This window comes from Streptosporangium sp. 'caverna' (assembly GCF_003203775.1).
GTDB classification, from domain to species: Bacteria; Actinomycetota; Actinomycetes; order Streptosporangiales; family Streptosporangiaceae; genus Streptosporangium; species Streptosporangium subroseum.
Genome location: NZ_CP029711.1, coordinates 3172172 through 3195791, shown reverse-complemented (window position 1 = coordinate 3195791; position 23620 = coordinate 3172172). Strand labels below are relative to the sequence as shown.

At 68.8% G+C, this 23620-nt stretch carries 19 protein-coding genes and 4 tRNA genes; 10 read left to right on the top strand and 13 right to left on the bottom strand.

Annotation, left to right across the window (positions count from 1 at the left end):
• Positions 1-4 precede the first annotated feature (4 nt).
• Positions 5-616 (bottom strand): glycoside hydrolase family 25 protein, encoded by a 612-nt coding sequence (locus tag DKM19_RS14140; RefSeq protein ID WP_110696090.1) that lies wholly within the window; start codon positions 614-616, stop codon positions 5-7.
• 92 nt (positions 617-708) lie between these two features.
• On the opposite strand from DKM19_RS14140, the gene dapD reads away from it, so the two are divergent.
• Both dapD and DKM19_RS14130 read left to right on the top strand, forming a co-directional pair.
• Positions 709-1686 carry a 2,3,4,5-tetrahydropyridine-2,6-dicarboxylate N-succinyltransferase gene (gene dapD, locus DKM19_RS14135; protein WP_204358794.1) on the top strand — a complete coding sequence of 326 codons (978 nt, stop codon included), beginning with the start codon at positions 709-711 and terminating at the stop codon, positions 1684-1686.
• Between the two features lie 193 nt (positions 1687-1879).
• Complete coding sequence (locus tag DKM19_RS14130) at positions 1880-2494, top strand: hypothetical protein (RefSeq protein ID WP_110696088.1); 615 nt, start codon at positions 1880-1882, stop codon at positions 2492-2494.
• Between the two features lie 103 nt (positions 2495-2597).
• Here the strand turns inward: DKM19_RS14130 and DKM19_RS14125 are convergent, their stop codons facing one another.
• Together DKM19_RS14125 and DKM19_RS14120 are read right to left on the bottom strand one after the other, a co-directional pair.
• Positions 2598-3494: an LLM class F420-dependent oxidoreductase gene (locus DKM19_RS14125; RefSeq protein WP_110696087.1), complete on the bottom strand. Its 897-nt coding sequence runs from the start codon at positions 3492-3494 to the stop codon at positions 2598-2600.
• Positions 3495-4257: 763 nt separating this feature from the next.
• Positions 4258-4329 (bottom strand) — tRNA-Val (locus DKM19_RS14120).
• 458 nt (positions 4330-4787) lie between these two features.
• Between DKM19_RS14120 and DKM19_RS14115 the strand changes: the two genes are divergently transcribed.
• Positions 4788-5204: an SsgA family sporulation/cell division regulator gene (locus tag DKM19_RS14115; RefSeq protein ID WP_089210725.1), complete on the top strand. Its 417-nt coding sequence runs from the start codon at positions 4788-4790 to the stop codon at positions 5202-5204.
• 550 nt (positions 5205-5754) lie between these two features.
• Here the strand turns inward: DKM19_RS14115 and DKM19_RS14110 are convergent.
• The gene (locus DKM19_RS14110; RefSeq protein ID WP_239514248.1) at positions 5755-6390 is read right to left on the bottom strand and encodes a DUF305 domain-containing protein; all 636 of its coding nucleotides are present in this window, start codon (positions 6388-6390) and stop codon (positions 5755-5757) included.
• Between the two features lie 97 nt (positions 6391-6487).
• On the opposite strand from DKM19_RS14110, the gene DKM19_RS14105 reads away from it, so the two are divergent.
• Entirely contained in the window at positions 6488-7864 is a 1377-nt protein-coding gene (locus DKM19_RS14105) for an LVIVD repeat-containing protein (RefSeq protein WP_204358793.1), read from the top strand.
• A 360-nt stretch (positions 7865-8224) separates the two neighbouring features.
• On the opposite strand, the gene DKM19_RS14100 is transcribed toward DKM19_RS14105, so the two are convergent.
• Genes DKM19_RS14100 through DKM19_RS14090 form a run of 3 tightly spaced genes read right to left on the bottom strand, consistent with a single transcriptional unit; the run spans position 8225 to position 10956 of the window.
• The gene (locus tag DKM19_RS14100; protein ID WP_110696085.1) at positions 8225-9055 is read right to left on the bottom strand and encodes an aminotransferase class IV; all 831 of its coding nucleotides are present in this window, start codon (positions 9053-9055) and stop codon (positions 8225-8227) included.
• Positions 9056-9065: 10 nt separating this feature from the next.
• Positions 9066-10064, bottom strand: coding sequence for a chorismate-binding protein (locus DKM19_RS14095; RefSeq protein WP_110696084.1), 999 nt, complete (start codon positions 10062-10064; stop codon positions 9066-9068).
• A 4-nt stretch (positions 10065-10068) separates the two neighbouring features.
• Entirely contained in the window at positions 10069-10956 is an 888-nt protein-coding gene (locus tag DKM19_RS14090; RefSeq protein WP_110696083.1) for a LysR family transcriptional regulator, read from the bottom strand.
• A 74-nt stretch (positions 10957-11030) separates the two neighbouring features.
• Between DKM19_RS14090 and DKM19_RS14085 the strand changes: the two genes are divergently transcribed.
• Positions 11031-12239, top strand: a complete 1209-nt coding sequence (locus DKM19_RS14085; protein WP_110705707.1) for an NAD(P)-binding domain-containing protein — start codon at positions 11031-11033, stop codon at positions 12237-12239.
• A gap of 79 nt (positions 12240-12318) precedes the next feature.
• On the opposite strand, the gene hutH is transcribed toward DKM19_RS14085, so the two are convergent.
• Positions 12319-13866: a histidine ammonia-lyase gene (gene hutH, locus DKM19_RS14080; RefSeq protein WP_110705706.1), complete on the bottom strand. Its 1548-nt coding sequence runs from the start codon at positions 13864-13866 to the stop codon at positions 12319-12321.
• A 152-nt stretch (positions 13867-14018) separates the two neighbouring features.
• On the opposite strand from hutH, the gene DKM19_RS14075 reads away from it, so the two are divergent.
• The 4 genes from DKM19_RS14075 (at position 14019) to lepB (ending at position 15302) form a co-directional block, all read left to right on the top strand.
• Positions 14019-14090, top strand: a tRNA-Gly gene (locus DKM19_RS14075).
• 27 nt (positions 14091-14117) lie between these two features.
• Positions 14118-14188: transfer RNA gene (locus DKM19_RS14070), tRNA-Cys, on the top strand.
• 14 nt (positions 14189-14202) lie between these two features.
• Positions 14203-14277 (top strand) — tRNA-Val (locus DKM19_RS14065).
• Positions 14278-14807: 530 nt separating this feature from the next.
• Positions 14808-15302: a signal peptidase I gene (gene lepB, locus DKM19_RS14060; RefSeq protein WP_162641484.1), complete on the top strand. Its 495-nt coding sequence runs from the start codon at positions 14808-14810 to the stop codon at positions 15300-15302.
• A gap of 214 nt (positions 15303-15516) precedes the next feature.
• On the opposite strand, the gene DKM19_RS14055 is transcribed toward lepB, so the two are convergent.
• From DKM19_RS14055 to DKM19_RS14045, 3 genes are all read right to left on the bottom strand, one after another.
• Positions 15517-15921 (bottom strand): RidA family protein, encoded by a 405-nt coding sequence (locus DKM19_RS14055; RefSeq protein WP_110696081.1) that lies wholly within the window; start codon positions 15919-15921, stop codon positions 15517-15519.
• A gap of 99 nt (positions 15922-16020) precedes the next feature.
• A complete protein-coding gene (locus tag DKM19_RS14050) occupies positions 16021-16449 on the bottom strand; it encodes a PPOX class F420-dependent oxidoreductase (protein ID WP_110696080.1) in 429 nt (142 codons plus the stop codon).
• A 78-nt stretch (positions 16450-16527) separates the two neighbouring features.
• Positions 16528-16995 carry a MarR family winged helix-turn-helix transcriptional regulator gene (locus DKM19_RS14045; RefSeq protein ID WP_110696079.1) on the bottom strand — a complete coding sequence of 156 codons (468 nt, stop codon included), beginning with the start codon at positions 16993-16995 and terminating at the stop codon, positions 16528-16530.
• A gap of 79 nt (positions 16996-17074) precedes the next feature.
• On the opposite strand from DKM19_RS14045, the gene DKM19_RS14040 reads away from it, so the two are divergent.
• Positions 17075-17593, top strand: coding sequence for a hemerythrin domain-containing protein (locus DKM19_RS14040; protein ID WP_110696078.1), 519 nt, complete (start codon positions 17075-17077; stop codon positions 17591-17593).
• 138 nt (positions 17594-17731) lie between these two features.
• On the opposite strand, the gene rfbC is transcribed toward DKM19_RS14040, so the two are convergent.
• Both rfbC and DKM19_RS14030 read right to left on the bottom strand, forming a co-directional pair.
• The gene (rfbC, locus tag DKM19_RS14035; RefSeq protein ID WP_110696077.1) at positions 17732-18358 is read right to left on the bottom strand and encodes a dTDP-4-dehydrorhamnose 3,5-epimerase; all 627 of its coding nucleotides are present in this window, start codon (positions 18356-18358) and stop codon (positions 17732-17734) included.
• Positions 18359-18798: 440 nt separating this feature from the next.
• Positions 18799-22674, bottom strand: coding sequence for a CARDB domain-containing protein (locus tag DKM19_RS14030; protein WP_204358792.1), 3876 nt, complete (start codon positions 22672-22674; stop codon positions 18799-18801).
• Positions 22675-23620: the final 946 nt, after the last annotated feature.

Genomic DNA, 23620 nt, shown 5'->3' with positions numbered 1-23620 from the left:
AATCTCAGGCATCCTCGCTCCGGCGCGGGCGGTAACCCAGTGAGGTGAGGTCGGCCCTGGTGCCGCGGAAGACGTTGCGATCCACCGGTTTGTTGGAGTGCTGGTGGATCGCCCAGTTGCTCCACGGCACCGGCACCTCCGGCCTGCCCCGCGGGTGGTCGGGCGCGGCGATCCAGAGCGGGTAGTTCTCCAGCCCCGCGCAGTTGCCGTTGCGCGCGAACGACAGGAACGTGTAGACCACCGGCCTCACCCCGGCCTGCGCGATGACCGCGTCGCACCAGCGCCGGGCGAAACGGGCCACCCTGGGGGCGGGCAGGTGGTCGTTGGTCTCCAGGTCGAGCGCGAGCAGGTCACCGCGGTGCAGCCCGCCCGCCTGCCCCACGGCCCGAAGGAAGTGCCCCACCTGAGCCTCGGGATTGCCCGCCGGGCGCGCGAAATGGTAGGCCCCGCAGACGATCCAGCTCTCCCGCATGCCCGTCCAGTTCCTCCCGAACCACGGGTCGGTGAAGGTGACGCCCTCGGTCGCCTTGGCGAAGGCGAAGGAGACCCCGGCCTTGGCATGGCGCCCCCAGTCGACGACGCCCTGCCAGTTCGACACATCGATGCCGTTCAACATGTCGCCACGCTAACCAGCGGGCGTCCCCCGCACACGCCCAACGCTCCCTCGGCGTACGGCCATTGCGCCGACTTTGACTAGGCTTGGGTGGCGTGAACGCAGCAGCCCAGACCTCCGGCGCCCACGGCGCCGGCATCGCGACCATAACTTCCGACGGAACCGTGCTCGACACCTGGTTCCCCTCCCCTCAGCTGGGCGAGCCGTCCTCGCCCGGCACCAGGCGGCTGAGCGCCGCCGAGGCCGTCGAGGCGCTCGGCTCCGGGGTCACCGCGTTGCTCGGCCCCGACGCCGACCGCGGCGTCGAGGTGGTCGCGGTGTACACCGGGATCACCAAGCTGTCGGAGGCCCCCGCTGACGCACACGACGCCTATCTCCGTCTCCACCTGCTGTCGGCCCGCCTCGTCCAGCCCCACGGCCAGAACCTGGACGGGCTGTTCGGCCTGCTGAGCAACGTCGTGTGGACCAACCACGGCCCCTGCGCGGTCGAGGGCTTCGAGGAAGTGCGGCTGCGCCTGCGCGCTCGCGGCCAGGTGACCGTCTACGGCATCGACAAGTTCCCCCGGATGGTCGACTACGTGGTGCCCGGCGGCGTCCGGATCGCCGAGGCCGACCGGGTCCGCCTCGGCGCGCACCTGGCCGTCGGCACGACGGTGATGCACGAGGGCTTCGTCAACTTCAACGCCGGGACCCTGGGCACCTCCATGGTCGAGGGCCGCATCTCGGCGGGCGTCGTCGTGGGCGACGGCTCCGACGTCGGCGGTGGCGCCTCGATCATGGGCACCCTGTCCGGCGGCGGCAAGCAGGTCATCTCCGTCGGGCAGCGCTGCCTGCTGGGCGCCAACAGCGGCGTCGGCATCTCCCTCGGCGACGACTGCGTCGTGGAGGCCGGCCTCTACGTCACCGCCGGGACCAAGGTGACCCTCCCCGACGGCCGGGTGGCCAAGGCCTCCGAGTTCTCCGGCGCCTCCGGCCTGCTGTTCCGCCGCAACTCCACCTCCGGCGCCGTCGAGGTCGTCCCCCGCAAGGGCACCGGCCCAGAGCTCAACAGCATCCTGCACGCCAACGGCTGACCCGCGGGATTTTCGGCCGCATGGTCATACGGTCCGGGGCGGGAGCGGTTCGCCGAGCCGCCCCCGCCCCGGGCCTCGCCCGCCGTCAACGGCTTCCCGAGGCTCGCTCCCGGAGCGCCCACCCGACGATCTTCACTCCCGGCCGCCCACCTGACAGGGTTGACCCACTGACCTCGACAGCGATGGGAGCCGCATGACCGCTCAGGGAACGGCGAGCGACACGAGGGCCACGACGGTGGCCGCCCGATGGGTCACCGGGCTGTTCGCCCCACAGGTTCTGGTCATCGGGCTGCCGCCGATCGTCGGGCTGCTGGCGGACGGCTGGCCGGGGGCGGCCTGGGGGCTGGTGGCCTCGGCCCTGTGCGGCGGCGTCCCCGCCGGGGTGATCCTGGCCGGGGTCCGTTCGGGGCGGCTGGACTCCCATCACCTCGTGGACCGCGCGAGCCGGACGAAGCCGCTGCTGGTGGCGGTGGCCGCGGTGCTCGTCGCGCTGTTACTGCTGATCTTCCTGGGCGCGCCCCGGCTGCTGGTCGCCACGGTGACCGCGATGCTGGCCGCGCTCGCGGTGACGATCCCGATCACCCTCAGATGGAAGATCTCCTTCCACGCGGCCGTGTCGGCGGGCACCGTCCTGGTACTCGCCCAGGTGCTGCCCGCCGTACCGACCCTCGGCGTGGGCGCGCTGATCGTGGCGACGGTCTGCTGGGCCCGGGTACGGCTCGCCCACCACACCCCGGCCCAGGTCGTCGCCGGGGCCCTCACCGGCGCCGGTACGGCCTGGGCGGTCCTGAGCGGCTTCGGCCTCTGACGGGGGCCGACGGGACCCTGGCCGCCCTCTCTGCCACTGATCAGGCTCTGGAGGGACCTCGGGGCCGCCCTCGGCTCCTCGGTCCCGGGAGATGGCAGCGCCCTCAGAGCAGGGTCTTGAGGAACTCCCGCGTCCGCCCGTCGCGGCTGTACTCGGCGGCGACGAAGTCGGTGACCCCGATCCTGGCGAGCTCCTCGATCTGGGCCGACACGGCGTCCTCGTCGCCGACGATCGCCACCCCGCCCGGGCCCTCGACACCCTCCCTGTCGAGCATCGCCCGGTAGGACGGCAGCTGACCGTAGATCTCGAACTTCGCCGAGGCATCCGCCCTGGCCGCCTCGACGTCGTCGGTGACGCAGATGGGCAGCGTGCACACGATCCTGGGCGCGGGCCGCCCGGCCGCCTGAGCGGCCTCGGTGATGGCGGGCACGACGTGTTCGGCCACGGTCTTGGGACCGGTCATCCACAGCACGGTGCCGTCGGCCACCTCACCGGCCAGCTTGAGCATGCGCGGAGCCAGGGCGGCGATGAGCACGGGCATGTCCCCCGTGCCCGGTGTCGACAGCCCGAGATTCGCCGTGAGGGTCTCGCCCTTGAAGGACACCTTCTCCCCGCGGACGAGCGGCACCAGGACGGACAGGTACTCGCGCATGTGCCGGGCGGGCTTGTCGAAGCTGTAGCCGTACATGCCCTCGATCACCATCTGGTGCGAGAGGCCGATGCCGAGCGCGAGCCGTCCGTCCACGGCGGTGTTGACCGTGAGCGCCTGCTGGGCGAGAACCGCCGGGTGACGAGGGTAGGTCGGCACGACACCGGTGCCGAGCTCGATCCCGGGGACCTGACTGCCGATCACCGCGAGCGCGGTCAGCGCGTCCAGGCCGAAGATGTTGGACACCCAGGCCGAGGAGAAGCCGTCGTCGGCTCCGCGGGCAACCCGATCCCGCATTTTGACCAGCGCGTCCGGTCCCCTGGACTCGTTGATGAGCAGTCCAAATCGCATCGCTACCGAACCTCATTCTAGTTTTTTCGATCAGTCTAGAGGTCGACCAACCGACTGGTAGGTCACACGGCGATCCGAGACCGGCCGGTTATACGGGACCGCGACCTCCACCTCGGGGCCGGACGGGTGCGGCGGGTGCGGCGGGTGCGGCGGGCCGCAGATGCGGGTACCGCGGGCGCGGGTGCAGGCGCCGCGGGCGCGGCACGCGGGTGATGAGCCATCCGTCGCCAGAGGGCGGGCGGCCGCCCGGAAATGAGGGCGACGTTTACAGAAAACCTCTGAGATGACCGAACCGGTGGACGCGCTGGTGACGCGACTCAGGTCAATCAAGGACAACAGTGATGATTGCGACGAGAGATGATTGAAAACACCATCAGGGCGCTCAAGGTAAGAAAGGGATTTCAGTTACGCAACCCGACAAGAGTGATGGAATGGCGCTCATTGGAATCCGCGAGCGGGCGCGCTCGACCACGATTCGCCGACGACTTACGCGCGAGAAATGTCCCGGCCATCCGGCCGGCCCGCCCCATGGTGATCCGCGTGGAGATTTCCCCGGAGGACGACCCGGCCGACTCGGCGAACCGGGGCCCGATCCCGCCACACCCGGCCTCCGCCCACCCACATCCCGGCGTTAAAAAATCTCTCATCGGAGGGCGTTTGCAATGATCTTGGTTTCCCTGGGTTCTTCCAGAGACATCCCCGGGCATGGAAAAACCCGACGGACCATGTAGTCCGTCGGGTTCCTACCTGCGTCTTACTACTGTGGGCGATACTGGGATCGAACCAGTGACCTCTTCGGTGTGAACGAAGCGCTCTCCCGCTGAGCTAATCGCCCGCCCCGTCGGCGGCCTCTCGGTGCCGACGTGAAAAACCATACCGCACTCCGGCACCGCTCGCGAAGCGGTCCCGACCACCAAGATGATCTTGGAGGTGGCACGATCCGTGAGGCAAAGGTCTGGGGATGCATCCGGCAGGGGGCTACGGTGTCATAGCATCGTCCTGATCCACAGAAGCACCGAACAACCCGAGCTAGACCTCTATCGCCCGAGACGCCCTAACGGGAAGTCGACGGTGACCAAAACGAGACGCAAAACCCTTGTAAATACGGCCCTGTTGGTGATGTTTAGCCAGGTAGATGCCCAAATGTCGCGCTGTGATGTGTGTTACAGAAGGGCGTGGAGGCGGAATCTTTCCTACAGGTTTCTTTGTTCCGCGTGCATAGCTCGGGACGAAGTCCGTCAGAGCATCAAAAGCCCCGAAGAGGGGACCGACGACGAAAAGGTTTGGCTGACGATGAACAGCTCCACCGTCTCTGCCGAGCTGGGCCTTCGGCTTGTGGTCCCCGACCGTACCACCGTCCCCCTGCTAGCCGGACTCAGCTACACGGCCGACGATCCTTACGCGATCAGGATGGCCTTCCACGTGGGGAACGACGAACCGGTCGAGTGGATCTTTGCCCGTGAGTTGCTGACAGTCGGCATCGTGCGGCGCGTGGGTGACGGAGACGTCCAGGTGTGGCCGGCGCGTGCCGACGGCGAGCGCACCCTGCACATCAGCCTCACGTCGCCGTTCGGACAGGCCCTGTTCGAGGTGCCGCTGGCTCCGCTCACGGAGTTCCTGCACCGGACGTACGAGCTGGTCCCGGCGGGTCGCGAGACCGATTTCATGGATCTCGACGCCGAGCTCAGCAACATGCTCTGGAGTTCCTGACCGTCCCGCAGCCGCCGCCTCCCCGGCTGCCCCGTGTGTCCCCGGCTGCCTCACCGCAGCCGGGGGCACGCCTGGTTCCGTGCGGCCCTCCTGCCGGCTCCTTGCGGGCCCCTCATGCCCGCCGGCCCGAGATGTGCGGCCCCCACGCCCGCCGGCCCGAGACCCGTGGGCCCGGTCTCCGGCCGCCACACATCCCGTATTCGGGATGCCGGCCGTCGAACCGCCGCGTATCCGGGATGTCGGCCGGTGAACCACCGCGTATCCGGGATGTCGGCCGGTGAACCACCGCGTATCCGGGATGTCGGCCGGTGAACCACCGCGTATCCGGGATGTCGGCCGGTGAACCACCGCGTATCCGGGATGTCGGCCGGTGAACCACCGCGTATCCGGGATGTCGGCCGGTGAACCACCGCGTATCCGGGATGTCGGCCGGTGAACCACCGCGTATCCGGGATGTCGGCCGGTGAACCGCCGCGTGTCCGGTTTCCGGAGCATCTGACCTCCGAGCCGCCGTGGATCTCGCGGACCCCATACGCGAGCGGCCTTATGTCTAGCCTTCGAGCCTGAGCAGTTCCCTCCGCATCCGGGTGATCTCGATGGCCTGGCCGGAGACCACGTCCGCGGCCATCGCCAGCATGATCCGATCCGTGCCGTCCTCGATCTGCTGCTTGGCCATCGTCACCGCCGCCTCGTGGTGAACGATCATGAGGCTCAGGAAGAGCCTGTCGAAATCCGTTCCCCTGGCCGTTCTGAGCCGATTTTCCTGCTCCTGTGTGACGGCGTGACCGCCGTAGTCCCCGTGGCCTCCGGGGGGGCCGCCCTCGTCATGCCCGGTCGGAGCCCGGCCGGCCGACCTCAGCCAGGACGTCATGGCCGCGATCTCGGGCCGCTGTGCGGCGGTGATCCTCTCGGCGAGTCTCCGCAGGACCGGCGAGGACGATCTGGGACGGACCAGCGCGGCCATCTCCAGCGCCTGCCGGTGGTGCGGGATCATGCCCTCGGCGAACCTCACGTCGGCCGCCGTGACCCTTGCCTCGGAGTCGCCGAGATTCTCGCCCGGCCGCGCCGTACGGCCCGCGTCACCGGGGCCGCCCGGAATGATCACCGGCGCTCCGGTTCCCGCGACCAGGGGGGTCCGCGGCTCCGGTTCGGCCGTCGTGCAGCCCGTGAGGCTCGACGCAATCAAGATCGCAACAATAATCCGATCCGGCAGACGCAACCTCCACATAGTTTTAATAATGGGGCAAAAGAGCTGACTCGATGGGGGCACTGTGCGATCGACTGTGGCATCCGGCCTTGCCGCGTTACTCCTGGTGGCCGGATGTGCCGGGAATCCCGCGCCCCCGGGCGCCGCCGCTTCGGCGGGCGCGACGACCGCGGCGACCTCTCAGGAGCCCTCGCCCTCGGGATCCCCGCCGGCCTCGGACGACGTCACCCACAGCGCCAACGTCACGCAGGTGGCCAACGTGCCGCCCCAGGCGCCGCTCGACGGGCCCCAGTCCTGGGGCACCGATCTCGCCTTCCAGGGCGATCACGCGTTCGTCGGCAACTTCGACGGCTTCAGCGTGTTCGACATCTCCGACCCCACCAAACCCACGGCGGTCAGCCGGGTGCTCTGCCCCGGCGAGCAGAACGACATCTCCGTGAGCGGGAACCTGCTGTTCCTGTCGATCGACGCGGCACGCGTCGGGCCGGAGTGCGACAGCGCAGAGGAGCGGGGCACCGGCTGGGAGGGCATCCGGATCTTCGACATCACGGACAAGGCCCATCCCGTGTTCGTGTCGGCGGTCCGCACGGAATGCGGCTCCCACACCCACACGCTCGTCCCCGGCAAGGACGCGGACAAGGTCTACCTCTACGTCTCCTCCCCCGGCCCCGAGCAGTCGGCGACCTGCCCGGCCCCGCACAACAACATCTCCGTGGTCGAGGTGCCCGTCAAGGCCCCGGCCACCGCCAAGGTGGTGTCGCAACCGAAGCTCTCCGGGCAGATCAGCCAGGAGGAGCTCCCCGGCGGATGTCACGACATCACGGTCTACCCGGAGAAGGACCTGGCCGCCGCCGCCTGCTTCGGCGACGGGTTCCTGCTGGACATCTCCGACCGGGTCAGGCCCAAGGTTCTCCAGCACGTGAGCGACGAGGAGAACTTCTCGATCTGGCATTCGGCGACGTTCAACAACTCCGCCACCAAGGTCGTCTTCGGTGACGAGCTGGGTGGTGGCGGGAGCGCGACCTGTGACGCCGACACCCCGAAGACCAAGGGGGCGAACGCCGTGTACGACCTCGCCCCGGACCGCACGCTCAAGCTGCGCGGCTATTTCAAGATTCCCCGGGAGCAGCAGCCCGAGGAGAACTGCGTCGCGCACAACGGGGCCCTGATCCCGGTGCCCGGCAGGGACATCATGGTCCAGTCCTGGTATCAGGGCGGGGTGTCGATCTGGGACTTCACCGGCGAGTCCCAGCCCCGCGAGATCGGCTTCTTCGAGCGCGGCCCGATCGAGGGGCTCGGCGGCTCCTGGTCGGCCTACTACTACAACGGCTACATCTACTCCAGCGACATCACCAGGGGCCTGGACGTGCTCCGGATCGACGACCCGCTGACCGATCCGGCCAAGAAGGTCACGCTGAAGGAGCTGAACGCCCAGACCCAGGCCTCCTACTGAACGACCCGCCCGGAGTCCTCATCGCGTACGGCGAGGGCGGCGCCCTTCCGTAGCGGTGAGCTCCCGGGCGATGGAAGGGCCGTCCGCCAGGCGTCCGTGCACCATTTTGACGGCGACCCGGTCACCGGGCTCCGTCAGGTGGACCACTCCTCCCCCGGGCGGCCGGCGGTCCGGTATCCCCCGGTCCGCTCGGGGTCCCTCCGCCGTAACGGATCCGCACCGCCTCGCAGCCCTTGGCGATCAATTCGGGGGAAGCCCGGCGAAGGGCGTTTCCTCAGGGGACAAAACCGACAGCGCATCGCCGTGGATCGCGGTCGGCTCCGGGTTCCGTACGGCTCTCGCGAACCCGGAGCCGGATCGTCACGGATCGAGGTCGGCGGCGCCGCGCTCGGCGAAGATCTTCATCGCCTTGGTGGTGACCGGGCCGGGCGCGGCCGGCAGCACGGTCTGGTCGACCATGCGGATCGGCTGGATGTCGCGGGTGGTGGAGGTCAGGAAGGCCTCGTCGGCCTCGTAGAGGGCCGACAGCGGGACGTCCTCCTCCGCGCCTCCGCACCATTCCAGCGTCAGCGCGCGGGTGACCCCGGCCAGGCAGCCGGAGGCGAGCGTGGGAGTGATCAGCCGGCCGTCGCGCACGATGAAGATGTTGCTGCCGGTGCCCTCGCAGAGGTTGCCCACAAGGTTCTCGAAGATCGCCTCCGCGCCGCCCCTCGTCTTGGCGTAGAGCAGGGCCTTGGCGTTGTCGCCGTAGGAGGTGCTCTTGACGCCCGCGAGCGCGCCGCGCTCGTTGCGCGGCCAGGGCACGACGGTGACGTCCGCGGTCGCGGGGAACGGCGACTGCTCGCCGACGATCACCACGGCGGTGCAGCCCTGGTCACCGCGATCGGAGCCGAGCGGCCCGGGGCCGCTGGTGTAGGTGACGCGGATCCGGCCGAGCGGCCACGGCGGCGCCTCGGCCAGGCAGGCGCGGATGCCGTCGGCGATCGCGTCCACGTCGGGCTCGGGCAGATCCATGCGCTGGGCCGACAGCCGGAGCCGGTCCAGGTGGCGGGTGAGGGCGAACGAGGCGCCGTTCATGCACTTGATCGTCTCGAACACCCCGTCACCGACCATCAGGCCGTGATCGAAGACCGAGACGATGGCCTGATCCGGAGGGATAAGGGCCCCGTTAACCCATACGGGTACGTTCATGCGACTCCTTCTAAGCTGATGTGGAAGCCAGCGCGATGAGCCGGGAGGCCTTCAACTCGGTCTCGTCCCACTCGCGTCGCGGATCACTACCCCACGTTATGCCCGCGCCCGTACCGAAGTGAATTTCGTCGGAGGAGAGCCAGAACGTGCGGATTCCCACGGCCAGTGACGCCCGGTGCCGGTCGGCGTCGACCCAGCCCACCGTTCCACAGTACGGCCCGCGCCGCTCTGGTTCGAGCTCATTGATGATCCTCAGGGCGGAGGATTTCGGAGCCCCGGTCACGGAGCCCGGGGGAAACGTCGCGGAGAACAGCTCGGGCCAGCCGCACTCCGGCGCGAGCCGAGCCCGGACCGTGGAGACCAGGTGCACGAGCCCCGGATGCTCCTCCACCTCGCACAGCGCGGGCACGCTCACCGAACCGACCTCGGCGACCCTGCCCAGGTCGTTGCGGACCAGATCGACGATCATCACGTTCTCCGCGTAGTCCTTCTCCAGCAGGTCCTCCGCCGTGACCCCGGTCCCCTTGATCGGCCTGGACTCGATCACGTCGCCGTCCCTGGACAGGTAGAGCTCCGGGGAGGCGGACACGACGCTCAGCTCCGGCAGGCTCACCGTGGCGGCGTAGGGCGCGGGGTTTCCCTCCGCCAGCCGTACGGCCAGCGCCAGCGGGTCCGCGTTCGCGGGCAGGGGCGCGCTCAGCACCCGGCACAGGTTGGCCTGGTAGACGTCGCCCCGCTCGATGTGATCGCGGATGCGGCGTACGCCGTCCTCGTAGGCGGCCCGGTCCAGCGAGCTGCGCCACGACGACGGGCGGGGGCCCCGCCAGGGGCCGCGCGGCGTGGGCAGCGGCGCCGGCCGGACATCGTCGAACCTGGCACACGTCACCTTGCCCTCGTAGTCGACCACGACGGCCCACCAGCCCTCGCCGTCGAGCGCCGCCAGGTCGGTGGTGACGTCGCGGAGCCGAGTGGCCAGATATCCAGTGACATGCGCAAATGAACTGTGCACGCCCCTATTGTCCCGCCACCTTCGCGAGGAACCGCACCAGCGCACGGGCCGCGGGCAGGGGTGTGCCCGGCAGGGCCGCGGAAACGATCCTGCGCGGGGCGAGGTCGCCGAGGGAGCGGAGCACAAGATCGGGCGGTACGGCCCTCGCCGCGATGGAGGGCACCAGAGTGATGCCGAGCCCCGCCGCGACGAACCCGAACTTGCCCGTCCACTCGGCGATCCTGACGGTGGTGCGGGGCGCGAACCCCGCGCGGGCACAGGCCGCGCCGAGCATGGTGGTCCCGGCGGGCGGGGGCGCCTCGATCCAGGTCTCCTCCCGCAGTTCGCGCAGGTCGACGCTCTCCCCCACCGCCAGCCGGTGACCGCGAGGCAGCGCGACGAGCAGCTCGTCGTCGACCAGCTCGACCGTCTCCACCTCGCCGTCGTAGGGCAGCCCCGACGGATAGTCGCTGATCACCGCGACGTCCAGGCCGCCCTCACGCATCCGGCTCAGCAGACGGCGGCTGGGCCCCTCGATCGGGATGAGCTCGACCTCGGGGAACTCCTGCCGGAAGGAGCGCAGGGCGCTCGGCACCAGCGAGACGTTGGCGGTGGCGAACGCGCCGACGCGCAGCCGTCCCCGGTAGCCGCCGTGGATGCCGGCCAGCTCCTCCTCGGCTCTGACCAGCCGGTTCAGGACGACCTGGGCGTGCCGGTGGAGCGCCTCACCGGCGGGCGTCAGCCGTACTCCCCGGGGCAGGCGCTCGAACAGCGGGCCGCCCGCCTGCTGTTCGAGGGAGGCGATGCGCCGGGAGACCGCCGACTGGGTGTAGTTGAGCCTGGCCGCCGCTCCGGTGAACGACCCCGCGAGGGCCACCGCGTCCAGCAGGCGTAGTGCGTCGGTGTCGAACACATTCCTCCCTCGCATGGCTTTGATGCAATCTAGTCGTTGGCGGAATGCCTCCGGCGTTCTCTACCGTGGAGGACATGATTTCTTTCCTTGGTCTGGGGCACATGGGCGCCCCCATGGCCCGGCGACTCGTGGAGGCCGGGCACAAGGTGACGGTGTGGAACCGCACTCCCCGCACCGTCGAGGGAGCCGTCACCGCGCCGTCTCCCGCCGAGGCCGTGGCGGAGGCGGAGCTGGTCATCACGATGCTCAGCGACCCGGCGGCGGTGAAACGGGTGCTCGCGGACGCGGCACCCGGTCTGCGGCCGGGAGCGGTGATCGTGGAGATGTCCACGATCGGGCCCGAGGCGGTGGCCGAGCTCCGCGACCGGCTCCCCTCGCAGGTGGGACTGGTCGACGCGCCGGTGCTGGGCAGCGTTCAGCCCGCGAGGGACGGCACGCTGACGGTGCTGGCCGGGGGGCTGCCGGGCGACCTGGAGCGCTGCCGGGAGATATTGGGGGTTTTCGGCCAGGTTCGCGAGATCGGCGGGCCGGGCTCGGGGGCGGCGATGAAGCTGGCCGTGATGAGCGCCATGGTACCCGCGCAGGTCCTGCTCGCCGAGACCGTCGCGTACGGCGAGGCGTCCGGCGTGGACGTCGGGACGCTGCTGGACGTGCTCGGCGGCACATTCCTGGGAGCGCTCGTCGAACGGGTCCGCCCGGCGATCGAGAACGGCCCGCCCGAGACCCGCTACGGCCTCGCGCTCGCGGCCAAGGACCTGGTGCTGGCCTCCCACGAGACGCAGACACTCGCCGCGGCGGCCAGGGACAGGCTGCTGGACGCCACGGCGGCCGGGCTGGGCGGAGCGGACGTGACCGCCGTCTTCGGACACGCCGCGACGGCCCGCGTTCCCCGCGTGAAGAAGCTGAATCCGACGTCGGTCCCGGCGACCAACGGCTACTACTCCCACGCCACCAAGGCCGCCGGCTTGCTGTTCGTCTCCGGGCAGGTGGCGCTGGACCCCGCGGGCAAGGTGGTCGGCGAGGGGGACATGACGCGCCAGTCGGAGTACGTGATGGACCTGCTGGAACGCATCCTCGCCGACCAGGGCTGCACGTTCGACGACGTGACCCACATCCGGACGCACCTCACCGACATGTCGCTGCTGGCGGAGTACGGGGCCGTACGGCAGCGACACATCACCGGCGAGCCCCCGGCCAGCACGACCGTGGAAGTGTCACGGCTGTTCCAGCCGGGGCTGATGATCGAGGTGGAGGTGATCGCCGCCCTGCCCGCTACCCGGTGACCACCCCCACCGCCCGATGACGCCGGCGACCCTACTCGCGGGCCGGTGACCGTACTCGCGGGCCCGGTGACGCGAGTGACTATGCCAGTGGGCCGGTGACAGACTCCGCGGCGGCGACGACCGCGTTGTCGGCGACGAACTGGACCACCGACTCGATCTCCGGGGCCAGGAACCGGTCGGGACCGGGGCCGGGGACGGTCTCACGTAGGGCGGCCACCACGGCCCCGGTCGCGGGGGCGGGCCGGAGCGGCGCCCGCAGGTCGAGTGCCCGGGCCGCGGTGAGGATCTCCACCGCGAGGACCCTGGTGAGGCCGTCCACCGAACGGCGCAGCTTGCGCGCGGCCGACCAGCCCATGGAGACGTGGTCCTCCTGCATGGCGGAGCTCGGGATGGAGTCCACGCTCGCGGGCACGGCCAGGCGCTTGAGCTCGGAGACGATCGCGGCCTGGGTGTACTGGGCGATCATGTGACCGGAGTCCACACCGGGGTCGTCGGCGAGGAAGGCGGGCAGGCCGTGGCTGCGGGTCACGTCCAGCATGCGGTCGGTACGGCGCTCGGAGATGCTCGCCATGTCCGCGACCGCGATGGCGAGGAAGTCGAGCACGTAGCCGACCGGGGCGCCGTGGAAGTTGCCGTTGGACTCCACCCGGCCGTCGGCCAGGACCACCGGGTTGTCGATCGCGGAGGCGAGCTCGCGCATGGCGACCGAGGCGGCGTGCGCGAGGGTGTCGCGGGCGGCTCCGGCGACCTGCGGGGCGCACCGCAGCGAGTAGGCGTCCTGGACCCGGGTGCAGGTGCCGTCCCGGTGGGATTCCATGATCTCGGAGTCCTTGAGCATCGCCCTGAGGTTGGCGGCGCTGGCGGCCTGCCCCGGGTGCGGGCGCAGGGCCTGCAATTCGGCGGCGAAGACGCGGTCGGTGCCGAGCAGCGCCTCCACGCTCATGGCGGCGCCGATGTCGGCGGTCTTGAACAGGCGGGTGAGGTCGTCCATGGCCAGGATCAGCATGCCGAGCATGCCGTCGGTGCCGTTGATGAGCGCCAGGCCTTCCTTGGCGGCCAGCTCGACGGGCTCGATGCCCGCCTGCTTCAGCACCTCGGCGGCGTCCCCGCGCTCGCCCGCGGCGTCGCGGACGACGCCCTCGCCCATGATCGTGAGAGCCACGTGGGAGAGCGGCGCGAGGTCGCCGGAGCAGCCGAGACTTCCGTACTCGTGCACGACCGGGGTGATCCGCGCGTTGAGCAGGCTCTCCAGCACCTTGGCGGTCTTCGGGCGCACACCGGTGTGGCCGGTGGCCAGGGTGTGCAGGCGCAGCAACATCAGTGCCCGGGTGACCTCGATCTCCACCTCGGGGCCGGAGCCCGCGGCGTGCGAGCGGACCAGGGAGCGCTGCAGCTGAGCGCGGAGCGAGGGGTCGATGTGCCGGGTGGCGAGGGCGCCGAACCCGGTCGACACCCCGTAGGCGGGGGTGGGGCTCTCGGCGAGCTCGTCCACGCGGGTGCGGGCGGCGGCCATGGCCGCCACGGCGTCGTCGGTGAGGCGTACGGTGGCGCCGTACCGGGCTACCTGGACGACCTCTTCGAAGCTCAACGGCTCCGGACCGATGTTCACGACCACGTTGTCGCGCATGGCGTCACTCTCTCGCATAGTAAGCATTGGTAACTGGTGAACCCGATACTGGCTCCTTACATCACAACATACCGGTCGCATTCGGTTTGGGGAGTCGCCGGGTATTCGCTAGAGTTCCCTCAGTGACGCCGAGCCGATCCTGGCAGGCACACGCGGAAGTGGCTCAGTGGTAGAGCATCACCTTGCCAAGGTGAGGGTCGCGGGTTCGAATCCCGTCTTCCGCTCGGAAAAGGGGCTCGTGCCCCCCACTCGGTGGAGTGGCCGAGAGGCGAGGCAACGGCCTGCAAAGCCGTGTACACGGGTTCAAATCCCGTCTCCACCTCTGGTTTTCAGCGAGGACGATTAGCTCAGCGGGAGAGCGCTTCCCTGACACGGAAGAGGTCACAGGTTCAATCCCTGTATCGTCCACCACGCTCCATGGTGGGCCAGGTCCGACCTGGTCACATGGGAGACAGAGTCCCAGGTCGCGGCGGCAGCCGATGATCTGGGACTTTTTGGTGCTCCGAGTTGTTCGGGATACCCGCGGGCACCGGCGCTGCCCCTCGGCCGTGCTCGTCCGCTCCCGCATCGGCATCTCACGGCTCCGCACGCCGTGAAGCCCGGCGAGGTACGCCGGCATCACATTCCCATCCGCCGCGTCCCAGGCAGGCCCGGCGGACCAACTCCTCCGCATCAAGCCCGTCCGTGCTCGTTGACACCTCACGGATGAAGAAGATCACCGGCTCGGGGCCCACACGAAGACGGACCCGGCCTTCATCGCCGGTTCGCCGTTCCTTCGGGTGAGACGAGAGGGTCCCCCGAGGGGATATCGAGAGTCGCGGCGACGTGACCCACGATGAGATCATGGTGAGTCGTAAGCCACCCATATGAGATTTAGGCCAAATAGTACCCTCATGTCACTTTTCAGATCACATATTCTGATTATTCCTTTTGTGGTGGCAATGGCATCGGCGTGTTCGGGCCTGCCCGAGCCGCTCGTCTCCAAGCTGACCGGACGCGAGTCCTACCACGAACCGAGCGAGGCGATGATGCCCACGCTCAAGACGGGCGACGTGGTCACGGGCAAGATGACCGACGGGACGTACGCACCCAAGGCGGGTGACGTCATCGCCTTCCTGCCGCCGAAGTCATGGGGTGGAAGCGGCGGTTACATGATCAAGCGAGTCATCGGCGTTCCCGGGAGCGCTGTCAGCTGCTGCGACGCGGATCATCGAATGATCATTGACGGCAAACCGCTGGACGAGCCCTACGTGGCCAATGAGCGGGCCTCACACCTGGAGTTCGAGCCGGTCGTCGTACCCGAAGGGCACATCTGGGTCCAGGGCGACAATCGAGACGTCTCCCTCGACTCGCGTAGCTATAGCGGCAGGGCAGGTGGCGGCATGGTCCCCGCAACCAGCGTCCTCGGAGTCCTCGATGTGAGCACCGCGAGATAGAGCAGATCGCAGGTGCCGGCGCTGTTCGGTACCGTTCGGCACCTCGCGCGAGACCGCTCCGGCGTTCGAGAGGAACAGGTCGCAGGTTCGAATCCGGGCCCACGTGCCGCCCTCGCGGGTCCGGGTGCGCGTCCGGCACCGGCTCGCCGGTCGGCACCCCAGCCATGATCACAAAGGACGGAAGCCTGGCCCGCAAGGACGGGGGCGCCGGTCGTCAGGTTGCGGGAACCGCGGCGACCGCCTCGATCTCGATCAGGATGTCCGGCCGGAAGAGGCCCGCGACCTGCACGAGCGAGCTTGTGGGCGGCCGCTCCAGGTTGATGAACTCGTCCCGCACGGCCCGGACGACGGACAGCGCCGAGGTGTCGACAACAAAGATCGTGAGCTTGAACACGTCGTTCCAGGTCGCGCCCCCGGCCTTGAGCGCGGCCTCGACGTTCCGCATGACCAGGCGTGTCTGGGCCTCCCAGTCGCCGGCGGCGGCCGGCGTGCCCTCCGTAGTGATCGGGACCTGACCCGAGGTCCAGACGAGCCGGCTGCCCGGCGCGATGGCGGCGACATGGCTGTACCCGTTGGTCGCCGGCAGCGTCGAGGGAGTGCTGAACTCGATGTGCGTCATGAGTGGGCCCTTCTGGAGAACGTCGAATCACAGGAGACTGTGCCAGGTCGACCAGGAGCAGGCAGAAGGGGCCCCGTTCGCATACCGGAGCGAAGGGGATCAGTCGGCGATGTCGGCGAGGGCGACGGCCTTTTCGATGCGGACCCTGACCAGCACCTCGCCGGGGACGCCGTTGCGATCGCCGTACTCCTGCGCCCGATCCGCTCCCATGTAGCGCGCGGCGATCCGGGTCGCCCAGACGCGGAGCGTGTCCAGGTCGTCGCTGAGTTCGGCGCGCCCCTGCAGCGTGACGAAGTCGAAGGGCGGCCGCTCATCGTCGACGCAGATCGCGACCCGGCAGTCTCGCGCCAGGTTGCGCCCCTTGACGGTGTCCTGACCGGTCATGAAGATCAGGTCGTCACCGTCGAGCAGGAACCACACGGGTGCGATGTGAGGGCTCCCGTCGACCCGTACGGTGGACAGCTTGCCGGTGCGGGTCCCCTCCGAGACGAACGCCTGCCACTGATCCTTCGACATTTTCTGTGCCATGTCTCCATCCTGCAACCACCGCACGCCGAATCGCGGACCGGCCTGAACGTGCGGCGTGGCGTGGCGTGATCGGCGGATTCAGTGCCCGGCGCACATCGGGTCGTCGGGCGCGGTCCTGACCCGGGCGAGGAGCTCCCGCAGACGAGCGATCTCGTCGTCGTCGAGGTCGGCGAACAGCTCCCGCTCCACGGCGGCGAGTGCGCGCTCCACTCTGGTCAGCGCCTCGCTCCCGTCGGTGGTGATCTCGACGATGTGGCGGCGCCGGTCGGCCGGGTCACGGTGGCGCACCGCGAACCCGTCCCGTTCGAGGTCGTTGAGGACCGCGACGAGGACGCTGGGGTCGACGCCCAGGGCCTCGATGAGCGCCTGCTGGCTCATCCGTCCCGCCTTGGCGAGGTGCATGAGGGTCATGCTCTGCCTCGTCGTGAGGCCGGCGACGCCGAGCGCCTGGCGGATGCGGCCGTCGGTGATCGCGCCGTGCCGGGCCAGCAGGAAGCCGATGCGGTCCAGCCCCTCCGCCGCCGTCCGAGTGTCCTCCGCTGCCATACCGGCATCGTAACAGGAGGTCGATAGTCGGCAGATCTTAATCGTTGAGGCGTTTCAATCATCTGCTACCGTCAACAACATGACGCAGAAATCAGCCTCAGCCGGCGCGCCCGGCGAGCACCTGGTGAACGAGCTGAAATGGGTCCACGGGATGCTCCGCCGAGACCTGCGGGTCCTGCGGGAGGTCGCCGGCCAGATCAGTTCGGGCGGCTCGGCCGTGCTGGTCCAGGCCAAGATCAGCTCCCTGCAGACCCGGAGCCCGCTGTGGCAGCTACGCGTCAACTGCCTGCAGTACTGCCGGTTTGTCCACGGGCACCACGGCGGGGAGGACGCCCACCTCTTCCCGGCGCTGCGCCGCTCGAATCCCGCGCTGGTACCGATCGTCAAGCGCCTGGAGGCCGACCACCGGCGGATCTCCGATCTCCTCGACCAGGTCGCCGCCCTCGCGGATCTGCTCGGCAGCGAGGACACCCCCGACAACCGCAAGCGGCTGGTCCTCGCTCTCGACGAGGTGAGCGCGCACCTGCTCGAACACCTCGACTTCGAGGAGGAATCGATCAGCCCCACGCTGCGGCAGTGGACGCGGTGGCCGTTCTGAGCGATGCGGGCATTGAACAGGCGTCGGGCCTCGGTACGGAACCCGGCACCAAGCCTCGGGCACGGAGCTCGGCTTCGGGCACGAAGCCCGGCGTCAAAGCTCGGACGCGAATCCCAGCCTCAGGCACGAAGCCTGGCCTCAAGCCTCGGGTGCGGAGTTCGGCGCCGGGTTTCCGGCGCGGAGCTTGGCGTAGAACCGGCGGCACTCCTCATAGTCGGGAAGCAGCCCCCGCTCCCTGGCCTCGTTGAGGGTCGGAGCCGCGGCGTCCTTCTCCGAGAGCAGCGGCGTCACGCCGGCCGGCCACTCGATCCCGAGCTCGGGGTCGAGCGGGTTGATCCCGTGCTCGCGCCCAGGCGCGTATCCCTCGGAGCAGAGATACACCACGGTCGCGTCGTCGGTCAGGGCCATGAAGGCGTGGCCGAGCCCCTCGGAGACGTAGACGGCGCGGTGGTCCTCATCGTCCAGGCGCACCGGCTCCCAGCGCCCGAAGGTCGGCGAGCCGACGCGGATGTCGACGACCACGTCGAGGACCGCGCCCCGGACGCACTTCACGTACTTGGCCTGGCTGGGGGGCACGTCGGCGAAGTGAACACCTCGCAGCGTCCCCGCACGGGAGATCGAGTGGTTCGCCTGGGAGAGATTCAGATCCTGGCCCGTGGCCTCGCGGAAGGCGTCTCCGCGGAACCACTCGTGAAAGCTGCCCCGGTCGTCCGGGAACACCTTGGGTTCGAACACCCACGCACCGTCGATGCCCAGTGAACGCATATGGATCTCCTTACAGCGGCCGTGCCCTCACCTCGCGGACGTCCGGCCTCCCGTACGGGCAGTGGGGACGGGGGCCGGTGGGACGGTGGCGGGTGCCCCCCGGCGAAGTCTCCGGGAGCGCCAGGACGTCGGAACCCTCCCGTCCTCTCGGACACACCGCGCAGCAACCGCCCATCCGCGTTGCGCAGACCCGAGTAAATCATCATCTCCATCGCGTACCGCCCGTAACGCGTAGACAGCCGGTGCCCAGGTCTGGACGAGTGCCGGCTCCGGCCGTGGGGCCGAACCGGCGACGGCGGATCACGTCGCCCCGGACACAGAGATGCCGCCGGAGGTCGGACCTCCGGCGGCACCCTGTCGTCGACATCACCGACTTATCGGCGTTATCGGCGCTGTCGACTGGTTCTGGTTTTCTTACGGGTTATCGATTCTGGTTTTTCTTACGGGTTGTTGATGATGGTGAAGGTCGAGGTCGTGTTCTTGATGTTCGTGGCGTTGTTGGTCAGCCTCAGGTTGTTGAACGTCACCGAACCGACCGCCGGACCCTGACCGGCCTCCGGCATCTCGTTGACCCAGATGCCGAACCCGGACTTGGCGTCGAAGGCGTCGCCGCTCTTCTGCGCGCCCGAGATGGAGACGTTCGTGAAGATCGTGTCCTTCACCGGGAACTGCGGCTGGCCTCCCACGTAGTTCGTCTGGAACATGATGCCGCTGTAGGTCGGGTCCACGATGTCCACGTCGCTGACGCGGATGCCCTGGAACACCTTCGAGGCGGAGAAGACCCAGATCGCCGGGAAGGTCTGCGAGCCCCAGAAGTGTCCGCCCGCACGGACGATCGAGATGTTCTCGAACCTCGTGGGCGGGCTGGCGCCGAAGCCGTTCATCGGGTAGCCGAAGTCGAGCGAGCTGATCGTGATGCCGGAGTAGACCAGCGTGTCCGCGATGTAGATGTTCCTGAACACGTTGTCGTACCCGCCGTAGACCGCGACACCGGCGGCGCGCCAGGTCAGGATCGAGGTCAGGTTCTCGTAGACGTTGCCCCGCATGTCGGATCCACCGCCGTCGATGGCCGAGAACAGCGCGAAGCTGTCGTCGCCCGTGGCGCGGGCCTCGTTGTTGACGACGTGGTTGTCCGTGCTGCCGTTCGTCATGTTGATGCCGTCGGCGAACATGTTGCGGATCCTGGAGTTCTTGATCGTCACCCGGTCGGTGTTCAGGCCCCAGTACAGGCAGACCATGTGCTCGTTCCAGATGTTGTCGATCACGATGTCGGCGACGTTGGCGAAGTCGAAGACCTTGCCCGGACCGTCGATACGTGAGGTGTAGTTACCGAAGTAGGCGAAGTTCGAGAACGAGGAGCCTCCCGCCGATCCCTCCGCCCGGAAGCCGATGTCGGTGTTGGACTGCGTCGACGGGGCCTGGAACTGGGTGTACCAGGGGCCGGCGCCGACCACCTTGACGGCCTTGCCGTACACCTGGAACTTGCTCGCCGTCTGGTAGGTGCCCGGCGGCAGGTAGACGCCGACCAGGTTGCCCGTGGTGTCCATCCGGACCCGGTCCAGGGCGTTCTGCACGTCCTGGTGGGCGAAGCCGGTGGGAACCGCGTACTTGGCGGGGTCGGGGTTCGCGATCGGCGACACCTGCTCGAGGTTGATGAAGTCGATCCCGTACGTCGTCGTGTTGGCAGGGTCCTTCTGCAGCTTGATCTTGCTGCCTGCCGGGACGGTCGTCCCGAGCATGACGCTGGCCTCGTCGTAGATGTGACGCGCCCCGCCCGCGCCCGGCGAGTTGCCCGGGCCCGTCTCGTTGCCGTACAGCCACGCGTACTTCGAGGTCAGGTCGATGGCCTTGAGGAAGGTGCCGTTGACGTAGATGTTGAGCGAGGAGTTGATTCCGTCGCCGCCCGCGGCGTCCGGGATGGAGAACCGGGTGACGAGGGTGTTCGTGCTGGCCTTGGTGGTGAACTCGACGAAGCTGCCGTTGGAGTTCAGCGTCACCGCCTTGCGGCCGGACGCCTCACCCGCCAGGGTGCCGACGTCCCGGCTCGGGCCGACGACGGCCGCGCCGCCGCCGACGACGGCGTCCTCGGCCTCATACATGTCGTAGGGCATGTTGGCGCCGCGTCCGACGAAGAACGACTGCGTGCTGGTGTTGTTCGTCCGCTTCACCGGCAGCTCGTTGGCGTCGTCGGCCAGCACGGTCTTGACGGTGTACTTGCCGTTGGCGGCCGTCCACGTGCCCAGGTTGACCGGGGCCGTGGTGGCGCCGGCGGCGATCGCGCCGGTGTAGGAGCCGGTCAGCGTACGGAGGACGGTGCCCGCCTCGTTGGCGACCGTCAGGGTGATGGAGTGGGCGCCGCCCGCGGAGGCCACGTTGCCCTGGTTCCTGATCGGCACGGAGAAGGTGACGACGTTGCCGGTCGCCGGGTTGCTCGGCGTCCAGCTGGTCACCGGGACGAGGTCCGAGCTGTCGACGGGCCTGACGACGAGCGAGGACGGGCTCGTGAAGGTGTTGTTGGACTCGCTCTGCTCGATGACGCTGTTGGCCTCGTCGACCTTGGCGCTCAGCGGGTAGGTGGCCGCGTCACGCGGGCCGATGTTGGCGGAGACGGTGACGGTCGCTCCGGCCGCCAGCGCGCCGACCGTGGCGGTGCCGACCTTGGTGGTGCCGAGGTAGAAGTTGACGTTGGTCGCGCCGGAGGCAGCCGTCCCGAGGTTCCTGACCGCGGCCGACAGCGTGATGGAGTCGGTCTCGATCGGGGACGCGGGGGCCGACGTCAGGCTGGTGATCGTGAGGTCGGGGTTCGGGGCGGGGACGCCGATGACCTGGAACTCCGCGATCTGACCACCGGGTGCGCCGGTGTTCGTGGTGAACCTGAGCTGGACGTCGGCGACCGTGGCGCTGACCGGGATGGTCACGGTGTTGCCGGAGGCGGGGTTGAAGACATAGGGCGTCGCCGACACCAGGTTGGTGTAGCCGGTGGCGCTCTGCTCGCGGCCCAGGACCTGGATGGTCTGCGTACGGGTGCCCCACGAGCTGTCGGGGTTCAGCTTCAGCACGATCGAGCTGACGGAGGCGTTCGAGCCCAGCGGCGCGGTGATCGTGCTGGGCTGGCCGTTGCCCTCCCAGTAGGTCGCCGCGTTGTTGTCGTTGGCGTTCGCGGGCACGAAGGTGAAGATCGACGACGACGCGACCAGCGTCTTGCCGATGGCCAGGTTGCTACCGCCGGTACCGGTGCCGGTACGGGTCACCGTGTTGCTGTTGGCCGAGACGTTGCCCGCGGCATCTTTCGCCCGCACGAAGTAGGCCACCGTGGCGCTGTCGGGCTGGGTGTCGGTGTAGGTCAGCACGCCGGCGCCCACGCTGCCGCGCAGCGCGTTGTTGGCGTAGACGTCATACCCGGTCACCGCGGTGTTGTCGGTGGAGGCACTCCAGGTCAGCCGGATCTGACCGCTGGCCGGCTGGGTGTAGGCCAGATTCGACGGCGCGGACGGGTTCTGGGTGTCCCCGCCCGGCGTGCCGGTGCGGGTCACCGTGTTGCTGTTGCCCGAGGCGTTGCCCGCGGCGTCCTTGGCCCGCACGTAGTAGGCCACGGTCGCGGTGCCCGGCTGGGTGTCGGTGTAGGTCAGCACGTTGCCCGCCACACTGCCGCGCAGCGCGCCGTTGGCGTAGACGTCATACCCGGTCACCGCGGTGTTGTCGGTGGAGGCGCTCCAGGTCAGCCGGATCTGACCGCTGGCCGGCTGGGTGTAGGCCAGGTTCGACGGCGCGGACGGCGCCGTCGAGTCGACGGGGGCGCTCGTGCCGTAGACCTCGAACTCGGAGATCTGGGCGGCCGGCCAGCCGGTGTTGCCGGTGACGTTGATCCGCACGTACCGGGCGCTGGTCGCGGTGAAGTTGATCGTCACCGTGTTACCGCTCGCCGGGTTGAAGGCATACCCCGCCGACGGAACGGTGGTGGTCGCGGGCGGATTGGTCGTGCCGGTCAGCACCGACAGGGTCTGCGTCCTGGTCGCCCAGGCCGTCGCCGGCGGCAGCTTCAGAATGACCTGGTTGACGCTGGTGGCGGTTCCGAGGTCGATCTGGGCCCATTGCGGGAAGGCGTTGTTGGTGCTCTCCCAGTAGGTGTTGGCGTTGCCGTCGTTGAGGTTGCCGGCCCCGTAGACGTCACTGACGCCACTGACCGTGGCCGTCTTACCCGACGCCAGGTTGGGGCCGGCCGCCGCGGCCGGGGAGATCGACCCGGCAAGCGCGAGCATGCTGGTCGCGACCGTCGCCGCGATCAGCCGTAACGCTGTTACGTACTTCTTTCTCATCGTTTCTTCTAACTCTCGTCTGTAACGACAGGGGGTGGCGGGGAGGCTGCTACCTCCGCCGCGGGATGCACTCGATTACCGACGGGTACTGCCTTGCTCACGAGGTGTGGGCCTCGAGCTCTGGGTGTCCGGCAGGCGGGCCGACCGGTGTATCCGGTCAGGGTCATCGCAGGCCTCGCTCCGTTTGCCGCTGAGAGCGTTCTGGTCGCCGTGTCGCGCCGGGCTGGAAGGTGACCGGCGGAACCGGTGATGTTCGTGAACGTCGAATTTCGGACGGCGCTGAACGGCGGCGTCCGGGACCGCTCCTGTAACTGCCTGTGACGGCGACTTCAGGCGCCTTGGCCCGGTTCGGCTGCCACCTTGACATCGCCTGTCGTGATCTCGGCCGGGTGACGGCCTGCCGATCGCGTCAAAGCGGGAACAATCAGTGCTGCAACCGCGGCCACCAGGGCGGCGACCGGCCGCGCAACGCCGAAACCGCCATCACCTGGGCCTCTCCGTGGATGGGCGAGACAGGCGCACGACTACGGCGCACTCCTGCCAGAAGTTGCGGAGAATAGAAAGAAACTACATAGATCATTGCAAGAATTTTGCATTGCTTTGGCCAAAGGTTACATACGTGCTACGGCCACGTCAACGGCCCGAGAAGCTCGACTTGTTACGGCGCAACGGCCTGAAGCCGTTATGGCTTTTCCGGCCGCTGTAAAGTTTCCGGCCCTCCGGATCGCGCGAATGGAAACGGATCGTGTCCCCGCATGTGGCGTGAGTCGTCGTCGGCGTCCGGCGACGATGACAGTCCCTGTCAGGGCTCGTTTCGGTCCAGGAGGGCACGGACGCGCGTCACCAAACCGGAATCAAAGGTGCAACGGAGTGGCGCTCTCGGCCGTACCCCTCGGGCCTGTTTTCGTGATCCGTCGGGATCGGCCGCGTCCGGCCCGGCCGATCC

Bases quoted from the DNA above. Each gene is read 5' to 3' on its own strand.
- DKM19_RS14055 (WP_110696081.1), bottom strand. From the start codon at position 15,921: ATGACGCACATCGAGTTCAGCACTCCCTCGACGCTGCCGGCGACCAAC.
- DKM19_RS14140 (WP_110696090.1), bottom strand. From the start codon at position 616: ATGTTGAACGGCATCGATGTGTCGAACTGGCAGGGCGTCGTCGACTGG.
- rfbC (WP_110696077.1), bottom strand. From the start codon at position 18,358: ATGCGTTCACTGGGCATCGACGGTGCGTGGGTGTTCGAACCCAAGGTG.
- DKM19_RS14050 (WP_110696080.1), bottom strand. From the start codon at position 16,449: ATGGCACAGAAAATGTCGAAGGATCAGTGGCAGGCGTTCGTCTCGGAG.
- DKM19_RS14030 (WP_204358792.1), bottom strand. From the start codon at position 22,674: ATGAGAAAGAAGTACGTAACAGCGTTACGGCTGATCGCGGCGACGGTC.
- DKM19_RS14125 (WP_110696087.1), bottom strand. From the start codon at position 3,494: ATGCGATTTGGACTGCTCATCAACGAGTCCAGGGGACCGGACGCGCTG.
- DKM19_RS14130 (WP_110696088.1), top strand. From the start codon at position 1,880: ATGACCGCTCAGGGAACGGCGAGCGACACGAGGGCCACGACGGTGGCC.
- DKM19_RS14085 (WP_110705707.1), top strand. From the start codon at position 11,031: ATGATTTCTTTCCTTGGTCTGGGGCACATGGGCGCCCCCATGGCCCGG.
- lepB (WP_162641484.1), top strand. From the start codon at position 14,808: ATGGCATCGGCGTGTTCGGGCCTGCCCGAGCCGCTCGTCTCCAAGCTG.
- DKM19_RS14100 (WP_110696085.1), bottom strand. From the start codon at position 9,055: ATGAACGTACCCGTATGGGTTAACGGGGCCCTTATCCCTCCGGATCAG.
- DKM19_RS14045 (WP_110696079.1), bottom strand. From the start codon at position 16,995: ATGGCAGCGGAGGACACTCGGACGGCGGCGGAGGGGCTGGACCGCATC.
- hutH (WP_110705706.1), bottom strand. From the start codon at position 13,866: ATGCGCGACAACGTGGTCGTGAACATCGGTCCGGAGCCGTTGAGCTTC.
- DKM19_RS14115 (WP_089210725.1), top strand. From the start codon at position 4,788: ATGAACAGCTCCACCGTCTCTGCCGAGCTGGGCCTTCGGCTTGTGGTC.
- DKM19_RS14040 (WP_110696078.1), top strand. From the start codon at position 17,075: ATGACGCAGAAATCAGCCTCAGCCGGCGCGCCCGGCGAGCACCTGGTG.